The 11,306-nt window shown below is 55.1% G+C and carries 10 protein-coding genes; 8 read left to right on the top strand and 2 right to left on the bottom strand.

Annotation, left to right across the window (positions count from 1 at the left end):
• The 8 genes from VFO10_RS26015 to VFO10_RS25980 form a co-directional block, all read left to right on the top strand.
• On the top strand, nucleotides 1-2,226 hold a 2,226-nt coding region (locus VFO10_RS26015), incomplete at its 5' end, for a xanthine dehydrogenase family protein molybdopterin-binding subunit (protein ID WP_325144931.1).
• Complete coding sequence (locus tag VFO10_RS26010; RefSeq protein ID WP_325144930.1) at nucleotides 2,223-2,813, top strand: nucleotidyltransferase family protein; 591 nt, start codon at nucleotides 2,223-2,225, stop codon at nucleotides 2,811-2,813. The genes VFO10_RS26015 and VFO10_RS26010, both read left to right, overlap by 4 nt.
• Entirely contained in the window at nucleotides 2,794-3,813 is a 1,020-nt protein-coding gene (locus VFO10_RS26005) for an XdhC family protein (RefSeq protein ID WP_325144929.1), read from the top strand. Before VFO10_RS26010 ends, VFO10_RS26005 begins: the two co-directional genes overlap by 20 nt.
• Nucleotides 3,814-3,859: 46 nt before the next feature.
• Nucleotides 3,860-4,240, top strand: a complete 381-nt coding sequence (locus VFO10_RS26000) for a VOC family protein (protein ID WP_325144928.1) — start codon at nucleotides 3,860-3,862, stop codon at nucleotides 4,238-4,240.
• Nucleotides 4,241-4,506: 266 nt separating this feature from the next.
• Complete coding sequence (locus VFO10_RS25995) at nucleotides 4,507-6,192, top strand: fibronectin type III domain-containing protein (RefSeq protein ID WP_325144927.1); 1,686 nt, start codon at nucleotides 4,507-4,509, stop codon at nucleotides 6,190-6,192.
• 40 nt (nucleotides 6,193-6,232) lie between these two features.
• The gene (locus VFO10_RS25990) at nucleotides 6,233-6,787 is read left to right on the top strand and encodes a hypothetical protein (RefSeq protein WP_325144926.1); all 555 of its coding nucleotides are present in this window, start codon (nucleotides 6,233-6,235) and stop codon (nucleotides 6,785-6,787) included.
• Nucleotides 6,788-6,798: 11 nt separating this feature from the next.
• Nucleotides 6,799-7,617, top strand: coding sequence for a hypothetical protein (locus VFO10_RS25985; protein WP_325144925.1), 819 nt, complete (start codon nucleotides 6,799-6,801; stop codon nucleotides 7,615-7,617).
• Between the two features lie 278 nt (nucleotides 7,618-7,895).
• The gene (locus tag VFO10_RS25980; protein WP_325144924.1) at nucleotides 7,896-9,737 is read left to right on the top strand and encodes a hypothetical protein; all 1,842 of its coding nucleotides are present in this window, start codon (nucleotides 7,896-7,898) and stop codon (nucleotides 9,735-9,737) included.
• Nucleotides 9,738-9,780: 43 nt separating this feature from the next.
• Here VFO10_RS25980 and VFO10_RS25975 read toward each other — a convergent pair whose 3' ends face one another.
• A complete protein-coding gene (locus tag VFO10_RS25975; RefSeq protein ID WP_325144923.1) occupies nucleotides 9,781-10,485 on the bottom strand; it encodes a PulJ/GspJ family protein in 705 nt (234 codons plus the stop codon).
• The gene (locus tag VFO10_RS25970) at nucleotides 10,485-11,174 is read right to left on the bottom strand and encodes a hypothetical protein (protein ID WP_325144922.1); all 690 of its coding nucleotides are present in this window, start codon (nucleotides 11,172-11,174) and stop codon (nucleotides 10,485-10,487) included. The genes VFO10_RS25975 and VFO10_RS25970 overlap by 1 nt, the downstream gene beginning before the upstream one ends.
• Nucleotides 11,175-11,306 lie beyond the last annotated feature (132 nt).

Raw genomic sequence — 11,306 nt, 5'->3', positions numbered from 1 at the left:
ACGCAGTTAATCCATCATCAACCCGAAGACGAGGAGAGACGTTTCATGTTGGATCTTTTCCCAGGTCAGCCGAGCCGTCGTGATTTTCTAAAAACGGGTGCCGCTGTCAGCTCCGGTCTGGTGCTGGCCTTCACACTGCCCGCTGGTTTTGCCAAATTCGCTTTCGCCCAGGAGGCAGTGACGGCAAATAAAGACTTTAAGAGCGCCGCGCTGCCGAATGCCTTTATCAAAATCAGCCCCGATAATTCGATTCGTTTGATCATCAATAAACTGGAAATGGGGCAGGGCGTGAATACGTCGCTGGCCCAGTTGATCGCCGAGGAATTGGAATGCGATTGGGAGCGGATCCGCTGTGAATCCGCTCCCGTGGATCCTGTGTATAACGCCACCTTCATGCCGATTCAGATGGCCGGTGGCAGCACCTCGGTGACCTCATCCTGGGATCAGCTGCGCACGGTCGGAGCCATGGGGCGGGAAATGCTGATCGCTGCAGCCGCTGAAAAGTGGGGCGTGCCGGCGAAAGAAATTCGCGCGGAAAAAGGCGCAGTGCATCATCCGAAAAAAGGGTCTTTGACTTACGGTGAACTTGCCGATGCCGCCGCAAAACAAACACCGCCGGCGCCGATTAAACTGAAGGATCCGAAGCAGTTTAAAATCATCGGTCAGTCCATGAAGCGCGTGGATGCTCTGGAGAAAAGCACGGGCAAAGCGATCTTCGGACTCGATGTGAAGGTTCCGGATATGCTGTACGCGGTGATCGCCCGCCCGCCTTTCGGCGCCACGCTGCAGGGCTTTGATGAAAAAGCCGCCAAGGCTGTGGCTGGTGTGAAAGAGATCATCAAATTCGACGGCCAGAAGTTGGCGTTTGTGGCGACCAACACCTGGGCTGCCATGAAAGCGCGTGATGCGGCCAAGGTTCAATGGAAGCTGTCCGATGATCCCTTGGTCACCGATGAAGGTTTGAAAAAAGCTTTTTTGCAAAGCCTGGAAAAACCGGGAACTCCGGTCAAGGCCGTCGGTAAAGCGGAAGAGGCCATTAAAAAGGCCAAGACCACTTTGGATGCCACCTATGAATTTCCGTATCTGGCTCATGCCTGCATGGAGCCGATGAACTGCACGGTGGCCTATGACGGTCAGAGCGCCACGATTTGGGCCGGTCATCAGATGCCGACAGGCGATCGTATGGTCGCAGCCAAGATCCTCGGTCTGCCACCTGAAAAAATCGTGGTGAACACGACCTATGCGGGAGGCAGTTTCGGTCGGCGCGCAAACAAGGACAGCGATTTTGTCGTCGAAGCCAGCGTACTCGCCAAGCAGCTGAAAAAACCGATCAAGGTGGTCTGGACGCGCGAAGATGATACACGCGGCGGATACTACCGACCGATGACCATGCACCGCGTCAAAGCCGGTGTCGATGCCAAGGGCAAGGTGAGTGGCTGGGATCATAAGATCGTTGGCCAGGGTGTGATGGCTGGCTCAATCTTTGCACCTCAAATTGACAAGACCGGGATTGATCCCACGTCCATCGAAGGTGTGGATAATACGCCTTATACGCTGCCTGATTTCCACCTGCAGCTGCAGCTGATGAAGGTGCCGATCACAACGCTCTGGTGGCGTTCGGTGGGGCATACCCATACAGCTTATGTGATGGAAACGTTTATTGATGAATTGGCTGCAGCGGCGAAAAAGGATCCTTTGCAGTACCGCAAGTCCATGATCGCAAAAAGTCCACGGCATCAGGCGGTGCTCGATCTTTTGGCGAAAAAATCCGACTGGGGCAAAAAAATGCCGGCTGGTCGGGCGCTCGGACTTGCCGTGCATGAATCCTTCAATAGCGTTGTGGGCCATGTTGTGGAAGTCTCCTTGAGCGGAAGCGATGTCAAGGTTCATAAGATCGTCAGCGCTGTTCACTGCGGAACCGTGGTGAATCCCCAAGGGGCCCGGGCCCAGGTGGAAAGCGCCATCGTCTATGGGCTGTCTGCCTGTCTTTACGGGGATTTGAATTTGGATAAAGGCCAGGTGAAGCAGGGCAACTTCCATGACTATCAGGTCGTGCGTATCCCTGAAATGCCGTTGATCGACGTGCATTTCGTGCCTTCGACGGATGCACCGACGGGCCTTGGTGAGCCGGGTCTGCCGCCTTTGGCTCCGGCCATTGCCAACGCGATTTTTAAATTGAATGGCAAGCGTGTACGCACGCAGCCTTTTAGCAAGGGACTCGCATGATCTCAGCACTGCTGCTCGCCGCTGGCCAGGGAAGTCGCATGGGGCACAAGGCCAAGGCACTTCTGCGCCTGGGTGAAGCGACCTTTGTTCAGCACGCGCTGCAGCAGCTTTATCTGGCGGGACTTCAGGATCTGATTCTGGTCACGGGTTCGCAGCGCGACGCTGTGTGGGAATCCGCTCTGGCTTCGAATATGCCCGTGCGCGAGGCTTATAACGCTGATTTCGCCACGGGCCTTTTGAGTTCGATCCAGACCGGCATTCACGCTCTGCCTGCGGATGCCACTGCGGTTCTGATCACCCTCGTGGATCTGCCGTTTCTTACGGCTGATGATTACCGCGCCGCCTGCCTTGCCTGGCAGGACGGAAGGCCCGAGGACCTTCTGCGTTCGGAAAGCGCAGGAAAACCCGGGCATCCGGTGATCATACCGCGGGCTTATTTTTCGGAAATTTTGGAGCAGCCTGCCAGTGACAAGGGCTGCTCCTTTCTTTTTCAACGCTATCCGGATAGCGTGCGGTATCAAGCTCTCGACAGGGGACGCATTGATATCGATACGATCGAGGATTATCATGCTCACTTCACCTCCTGAACTTTTTCGCAGGGCTCAGTCCCTCAAAGACGCCGGCGCCAACTTCGTGATTGCCACAGTCGTCAATGTCCGAGGCTCGGCCTCGGCCAAGACCGGATCCAAGGCTCTTTTCGATGAACAAGGCGTCAACCTTTACGGATACATCGGCGGCGGCTGTGCCGAGTCGCATGTATCGCAGGAAGCCTGCGAGGCTCTTTCCGAAAAAAGACCACGCATCGTGGAAATCGATCTGGATGATGAAGTCTTTGGACTGATGCCCTGCGGTGGGGTGATGGATGTTTATCTGGAGCCGCATTTTTCCAGCCCTCTGGTGGCGGTGCCCAACTTCGGACCTTGGAACGCGGCGGCCGCTCAATTTTTAAAGGAACTCGGCTTTCAGAGCGAAAGCGGGGCCGGACCTTCATTGCCGCTCCATTCGTGGCGCGAACTTTTTCTGCAGCTCGCCTCCTCACTTGCAGCGTGGAAGGGCTATCCGCTCGAACCTTTGCGGAATACCAAAGGCTGGGGCCTTGCGCCTCTGCCGACGCTTCAGCCCACGCCCTCGGCTCTTTACGTCTTTGGGCAAACCCGCATTACCGAAGAATTCACGCGCATTCTGCAATTTTTGGAATGGAAGGCGCAGGTCTTTCGCAATAGCCCCCTGGACCAGGAGCAGCCGCATCTTCAGGTTTGCGAACTGCCTATGGACGTCAATGCCCTCGATATACCGAAGGGCGCGTGGGTGGTGATTGCGAGTCATCATAAACAGGATGCGGCCATCGCCGAACGAGCCCTTCTTTCCGGCGCTGATTACGTGGCCTTGGTCGCGAGCGAGAAGCGGTCTCGACTGATCGTTGCTGATCTTTTGGAACGCGGTCTGGATAACTCCCTTTTGCAGCGTTTTTGCGCGCCAGCCGGACTGAATATGCCGACAGACACGCCGCTTCAGATCGCTTTTTCCATACTTTGCGAAATTCTCGCGGCGCAGAATCTTGCCAGTGATTCGGAGGCAATGCTATAGGAAGGGAAGGGTACTGGGCCTGAACACACAGACAAGGGGTGGACGCATGCAAGTAAAACTCGTCAGCGTGATTGTCGATGATCAGGATAAAGCTCTTCGATTCTATACCGAAGTTCTGGGCTTTCAAAAGAAAACGGAAATTCCCCTGCCCGAGCATAAATGGGTGACGCTGGTGTCCAAGGACGGCCCTTCGGTGGAACTGGCTTTGGAAACCAATGCTCATCCCGCTGCCCGCGCTTTTCAAAAAGCGATCTATGAAGACGAGATTCCCCTCTTGACCTTCTTCAGTGATGACGTGCAGAAAGAAAGTGAAGCCCTGGTGGAAAAGGGTGTTGTTTTCCGCGTGCCACCCACGCAGGCCGCGTGGGGTACGTACGCTGTGTTCGAAGATACCTGCGGTAATCTTGTTCAGCTTCATCAAAACTGAATGGACTAGTGCGATCCTTACCGAGCGTTCTTTTTCGTTTAATATTAGTCAATAAAATCAGATGTATACGGGCGGGTGGGACAAAACCCTCAAAAGTCCTCCTGCCGACCTCACTCAAACCATGCCTTCAGCCTCCGGAATTCATTCCCAAAACTAACCGCAATTAAGTGACCCTCGGCGGGGTCGAATTTGAATTTATAACATCCAGCGGCTCTTGCCGCGGACTTCGTTCAAATGATGACGGACAGTATAGTGAAGAGGCTAATATGAAAATGCATGCCACGCATTTATCCTGTGTGCTGCTCCTGCTTGCCTCCTGCGGTCAGAAGCAGGATTTTGAATACGGTGAAGAGCTGGATCCCGCAACACTCGGTGGATCTGGTGGAGGAAGGACCGAAGGGACTGTCTCCACCTCGACCCAGACGAAGACAAAGGCGGGCAAAAGCTATCAGATCGTTCCTGTCACGCAAATCATAGAGGCAACCAGCGGGATTCCAGGTTGGTCGGCCAGCGACCTTCCCTTTACCGGAGCTTCGGTTTCCATTGGTCAGGCTGTCACGGATGGCCAGACGCCTTTTCACTTCAGCTTTGATTATCCCGACAATAACTATCAGTTCCTGGAAGCACACCTTGTCATCGATACGGCGCGCGATAGTTCGGATACCGAAGCCATCTTCGTGGATGGAGTTTTCTCGGGTCGCCCACCTTTAAGCATGGTGAATACAACTTCACCAAAAATTACCGATGCGATTTATTACGGAAGCGGTGTGACGACTCCGAACACTTACTTTATCGATTGGTCCCTGTCTCACTATAAGCAGGCGACCCGCAATAGCTTCGATCTGAAGGTTTCAGACCTTGCCCAAGGGACGAGCCACACAGATTTAAGCCTTCTGAAGGATGGTTTTTTACCGGTGGCCACAGGGGATGATTCGCCTGTGTATCAGGCCTATCTGGTGATCAAGGGCCGGACTATTTCATCCGCCTCGCTCGATTGCGTCACAAGCCAGGATTATACCTTCACCAATACCTTCCTTCACAAGGATGGAAACAGTACCGGCTCTGCAGCTTTTACTGGGACGATGGGAACACCGACCACGACGGCCACACCGGGCGCCTTCGCAGCGGTTGAATTCCATTATGATGCGAGCCTTCCCCAGGTGAAAAGCGAAGAAGTATCGTTAAGCACGGCGTCGATCAATTTGAAATTGAAACGCAGTGCCAGCGGCAAGGCGGCCCTGGTGGTCAACGGCCGCGGCGTGGCCGAGACAGGATTCGATCGCACTCAGGCGACGACTGCGGTGGAAGCCTGGGATGATGCGGCTGTTCCTGCCTGGGAAAGTTTTTTGGCCACAGTGCCTCAGACCAGTGTTCTGACCACAGTCAGCCTGGATTTAAAGACGATATTCGGAGCCACCGTGATGCGAGATCTTCTGGCCCAGGGTAAACTGAATATTGCCGTGGCCGGCAACCTGGGTGTGAATTCCAGCGGAGCGACAACAGGCCGAGGCTTTGGCACGCCTATCTCAGGTCCCGAGCTGGCCGTCAGCGGAACCTATCACACGGAAGTCTGCACGGTTCCTGATGATCCAACTTCGCCTTTGGGTGAAAATGGTTTGGCTGCAGGCAGTTCGGATCCGGAAACGGAAAACGAAGAAGTTGTTCTGAATGATGGCGCGGCGCCTGTGATCAACTCGGTTCAGACCGCCCAGATTACATCGAATTCCGCGACCATCGTTTGGCTGACGGATGAAGCCGCGACCAGCAAGGTGATGTATGGTATCAGTGCGCCTGACATGGGAACGGAGACGGACACAACGCTCAGCACCTTCCATCAGGTCGAACTGAAGAACTTGACTCCTTATAAATATTACAAGTTCCAGGTGGTCTCCGCCGATCGCTTCGGCAATGAGAGTCGCTCGGAGATTCAGGTGTTTGTGACCCAACGCTAATGCGTGTTGAGCATGATATTGGTTTATCGAGGGAATATTCATGAAAACGTCTTTAGGAATTGTAACGGTCCTTGGCCTGTCCCTGCCCGCCGCCGCGCATGCGGGCATCTCCGCGACCTTGGGAGTCATGGCGATGAGCAACTCCACCAAACAGGGTGGGCAGGGCACGGAAGGCAGCACGGTTCTGTCGCAAACCAATATCACCTGGCATGGATCCTGGTGGGGCCTTGGACTTTTCGCGCAGCGCGATAATCAGGGCAAGAGCGAAGTGGATACCGCCTATGGTCCGCGCCTGGAATTGACCTGGAATCCTTTTTACCTGGAATATGGTTACGCGATGAAGCTGAACCGTTCCTTCACGGATCGCGCGATCGCCGAGCAGGAAGGGGCGGGCAGCATGCTCGCCATCGGAACCCGCTTTGGCCTGGGAGCTGCGAAAAGCACGCCCGGTGTCGGAGGTCTTCAAGGTCTATTTCTGCAGTTCACCTATACCTGGCGAACCCAGACGGTGAAAACCCAGGATGGTGAGAAACTAGGCGAGGCCATCGTGCAGACCGATGGGTATCCGCTCTTTGGCATTGGTTATGGATTTTAAGGACGCATGCTATGAAAATATTTTTTTTGAGCCTGATCGTATTGATGGCGGCCTGCGGACGGGAACCTTCACGCCTTTTGCGTCAGGGTCAATTGCCGATCTTCGACTTTCCCCTTTATCTGACGGAAGGCGCAGCAGGCCGGGTATGGAAGATCGATCGCGATCGTACGATGACCCTCATGGCCGAAGGCCTGAGTGATCCGCGCGGACTGGCCACCGATCGCTTTCAGAATGTGTATGTTGCGGAATTCGGCTCGGGTCGCATTTTGAAATTCCCGGGTGGTGATCCAGCCTATGAAGTGGTGCGTGAGGGACTGGTTGAACCGAGCGTCGTGGCTGTGGATGGTTTCGGCGAGGTGTACGTGGCTCAAAGCGAAACGAATGCCGTGCGCCGCCTCAGTGATGATCGGGACTTTGGCAGTTACTCGGTCGCGCCCAGCGCACTCGGTTTTGGAGTGGATGATATCCCCTTGGTGGGCGTTTATGATGACAGCAGCCTGTCCTGGGGATGGAATGCGGATGGCGCTCAGAGGGCTGATATACCCCGTCCTGTGAATGTTTCCATAGATGGTACCGGCCGGGTCTATGGCGCGGCCGGGGGAGTGACCGATGGTCAGGTCATCCGCTATCATCAAAGGGAGGCCTCAGGGGCTCACGTCGTGGCCGAGGGCCTTGCAGGGCCTCTGGGAATTGCCGTCGACCTTGTGGGGAATATTTTCATTGCCGAGCAGGGCGCAGGGCGCATCATCCTTGTGAACTATGAAGGCCGGCCTTTCTCGTGGCTCAGCGGTGTGGAAGATCCGCAGTATCTGGCCTTCACCCAATATTGAAACGGCTGAAGTCGGATTGGACTTTCGGGCTCAATCCTGCGGTTTCATACATGAAAAAGACTTCACCTTCCTGTCAGTTTTCATGACGGCGCGGTAAGCAGAAAGCTGACAGGCCCACCCTCGCGATATCCCTGACCAAAGTCCTTTTCCTCATGACCAGCGGTCATTTCCCCGCACGGCATCCGTCTTCATGCGCCTATCATAACAGCTCTTTGCCCTGTGCACAGTCGTTGCAAAGTCATGGGTCCTGAACGCCTGTAAAGGAGCCTTGAAGACACATGGTAACGAGAAACGAGACATGGACCTCCCGGATCGCCTTGATCGCAGCGATCATGATCAGTGGCTGTACGAACACGATCAAACAAGACAAGGATACAGAGGACGGGGCTCGGGACGAAAGTCCTACGATCAGCACCGATAACATACTGTCGGCCAGGTCCGATGTCGATGAACTCGCGAAGTACTATGGTCAAGGCCAGGATATTCCGGCGGAATTGAAAACCGAAGCCGCCTTGCGCAACGGCCAGCTGTGGAACTATCTGAGCCGCATGCGGGACGATCAGCTTCAGGATTATATCGAACAGAATAAAGCCGGCTATGACGCCTTCACGAAAAATCCCGTCGCCTTCAACGGAACCCCGGCGGTTATTCTGCGCCTTCTGCCCGAAGTCATGCCCGAGCTTTTCTCGGACGCTGCATTCGAGGAAGCGACCGGCTACTTTAAGCTCGATTCCAAGGATCTTTTGCCCTGGGGCTTCGCCTTCACCAAGGCTCCTGCTGCACCCGGCGCGGCTCCCAGTCCACTGCTCGTGAACGTCAGCTGCGCCGCCTGTCACACAGGACGCGTGAAAGACGCCAATGGTCAGGTGAAACTTTTAGTCGGTGCTCCCAGCACTGTGGGTGACATCAATGGCTTCCGTACAGTTCTGGGCCGCGCGGTTCAGAATCCCAATTATACAGTGGAAAAATTCACAGCTGCTCTGATGGCGAAAAAAGACGGCGAACTCTATGGTCCCGATCGGATCACAGAGGAACGCATTGATAAGGCCATCTTCCTCGGCACGGCGCAGTCGCCAGCCTTGGGCGCGACTCTTCTGCAGCAGTTTAAGGACGGCCTGCAAAAACGTGGAGCCTATGCCGCGCAAACAGCGGGTGCTTTCAGTTTGAAAGGCGATCTCCGCCTTCTGCAGAATTCACCCGGACACATTGATTTCCCTATAGCCGTGTCGCTTGCCGCTGTGCCGGCCACAGAAGTCCTGGCCGATCCCGCGGCGGGTCTTCAAAAATTCTTTCCCAAGGCTTCCGGTATCGGCGATATCATGAGCGTCTGGGGCCAGGATAAACGCATCTTCGCGCAGTGGGATGGCAACCTGAAGAACAAACTGACCCGTAACCTGGGTGCTGAACTCGGCATCGCCGGTGATCCACGGGCCGTGAACTTCCCGAATGGCCTTGCCACGACAGCGTTCGTCGACAAGCTGCCGGCTCCTGCGTATCCCTTCAAAGTGGATCTGCGCAAAGCCTCTGAAGGCCGCGCGGTTTACGAGCAGGCTTGCCTTTCCTGTCATGAAAACGAAACCTTTATGCCGGTCGCGGCTATCGGAACTGAACCAGGCCGCGCCACGGGTTTGACCAAGGACACCCGGCTTTTCCTGATCACGGCTTTGAAAGCCGCATGCCAGGACAAAGCCCTGCCTGATTGCAATGTGCCGGATGATGAAGTCGTGGTGCCGCGCGTGGATAATCCTGGTTATGTCTCGGTTCCTCTGAACGGCATCTGGGCCCGCGCACCTTATCTTCACAATGGATCGGTGCCGACTCTTTATCACCTGCTGGTGGCTGAAGAGCGTCCTACTGAATTCCAACTCAATGATTTCAGCTATGATGAAAAATGGGTCGGCTTTCAGTGGAAGATCAAAGGCGACGAGTATGATAATCCCGAGCAGAACAACCCTGGCCAGAGCCAGACCCGCATGGGACACGTCGTTCGCTATGATACACGCATCCCCGGTTACGGCAATGCCGGTCATGCCGATATCAAAGTCTTCAATGGTGGAATCGACTTCAGAAAAGACAGAAAGAAACTCGATGCTCTATTGGAATACTTGAAAACCCTGTAATCACTCGAAGGCGATCCGTGGAAATGCGGATCGCCTTTTCCTTTTATAGCTCGTGCGGCAGCAATTGATAATCGCTGGTCCCGAGACTCACCGATTTATCGTGTGAAACCACCTTATAAAGCTGATTGCCGAAGGCATGGATCGCATCCACGCTGATGCGGAGTTGGTCTGGAGCTGCCGTGATGCAAAGCGCCTGTCCCAAAGTCCGATCACCGAGCGTGCCGTTCAACTGCAGCTCCGGATAAACGAGGGACGGATAGGTGGGAATCCGCCCTGTCCCCACGATCTGAATGCGCACGCGGGGAATCTGCGCGTCATCGCAATTCAGAATCTTCAGGCAGCGCCCATCTTTCTGCAGGCGCGCTTCGTTCAGCTGACTACGCAGGCCATGATACGTTCCCAATCGAGCCGGACGACTCACGCATTCGCTGATATACTGCACTTCATAGGTCAGGTCCGACGAGGACAGGTTATTCAGGTCCACCGCCTGACGCCGAATAATGGAAAGGCGCGTGCCGTTCGCCGACACGGTGAAGGACGTATTGGACTGCCGGAAATTCAGATCGCGTTCGACGAGTTTGGCCAGCGCCGCAGTTTTATTCTGGGCATCGGCTCGCGCGTTCACCTGAACCCTGGCCTCCTGCGTGCCTTTCATAAAGCGCGCAGCAAACACGGCGACAATTCCCATGATGGCCATGGCGATCATGATTTCAACCAGGGAAAAACCCTGCGAATATTCCCGTTTCATTAGCGGCCTACCGTCACTGTGTTGGTATACTTCTTAAAAACATTCTGTGCGCCCATCGGTGTGCTCCAGTAAACAGTATAGAAGATTTGCGCACCTGCTGCGCTCCCGATATTCACGAAGTTCTCACAGGACAAGGGGGCTCCTGTGTGGAGGTTGATAAGGTTCCAACCCACCTCGGCGAAGGCGAAGGGCGCTTTCAAAAACGACCCGGCCGGCGCGCTCGCATCCTGACTTATGTTCAAACAGAAATAGAAGGTATTGGCGTTCGGATTGCTGGCGTTCTGAGGAAAACGCGGCTGACGGCAGCGTTGCGCGGGTGTGCGCAGCAGCGAGCTTTCGTGGATCGAGGCGGCGGAAAAACCCGGAGCCACCCACTGATCGTTCAAAACATCCTGGGTATAGGTGAGCTTCGCAGTCCCGAAAGCCTTGGTAAGTAGCCGTCCATTGGCTTCCAAAGCCATATCGAGGCAACCCGGGGCCGCGGGCTGAATGGCCCGGACCAGCGCAGTGAGTTCCGCTGTCAGAGCCCCGTTGGCATCCAGGACCGACTTGCTGCTGTCTATGCTTTTTTCGGCCTTCATGGACTGATTGCGGGCTTGAAAATATAGAGTCACGCTTACGCTGATCACAGCGAGGAGCACAAGGACATGGATGAGGCCAAAGCCCTCTTCATCGCGCGGTGATATCATGGAACGGGATCTGAAAATCACCGGCCGCAGCGAGCCGGGCTTTGTCTTGAGCCTTGAAAATCTGGATCCCGGCAGTCGCGTGAAGCCGCAACAGATCCCCCTGACCCTGGACCAGATCAGGGCCAATATCCA

This window comes from Oligoflexus sp., from assembly GCF_035712445.1.
GTDB lineage: Bacteria > Bdellovibrionota_B > Oligoflexia > Oligoflexales > Oligoflexaceae > Oligoflexus.
Note: the sequence above shows the minus strand (reverse complement) of the source record. Positions and strands in the feature narration are given on the sequence as shown.

Bases quoted from the DNA above. Each gene is read 5' to 3' on its own strand.
- VFO10_RS26000 (WP_325144928.1), top strand. From the start codon at position 3,860: ATGCAAGTAAAACTCGTCAGCGTGATTGTCGATGATCAGGATAAAGCT.
- VFO10_RS25980 (WP_325144924.1), top strand. From the start codon at position 7,896: ATGGTAACGAGAAACGAGACATGGACCTCCCGGATCGCCTTGATCGCA.
- VFO10_RS25990 (WP_325144926.1), top strand. From the start codon at position 6,233: ATGAAAACGTCTTTAGGAATTGTAACGGTCCTTGGCCTGTCCCTGCCC.
- VFO10_RS26010 (WP_325144930.1), top strand. From the start codon at position 2,223: ATGATCTCAGCACTGCTGCTCGCCGCTGGCCAGGGAAGTCGCATGGGG.
- VFO10_RS25985 (WP_325144925.1), top strand. From the start codon at position 6,799: ATGAAAATATTTTTTTTGAGCCTGATCGTATTGATGGCGGCCTGCGGA.
- VFO10_RS26005 (WP_325144929.1), top strand. From the start codon at position 2,794: ATGCTCACTTCACCTCCTGAACTTTTTCGCAGGGCTCAGTCCCTCAAA.
- VFO10_RS25970 (WP_325144922.1), bottom strand. From the start codon at position 11,174: ATGATATCACCGCGCGATGAAGAGGGCTTTGGCCTCATCCATGTCCTT.
- VFO10_RS25975 (WP_325144923.1), bottom strand. From the start codon at position 10,485: ATGAAACGGGAATATTCGCAGGGTTTTTCCCTGGTTGAAATCATGATC.
- VFO10_RS25995 (WP_325144927.1), top strand. From the start codon at position 4,507: ATGAAAATGCATGCCACGCATTTATCCTGTGTGCTGCTCCTGCTTGCC.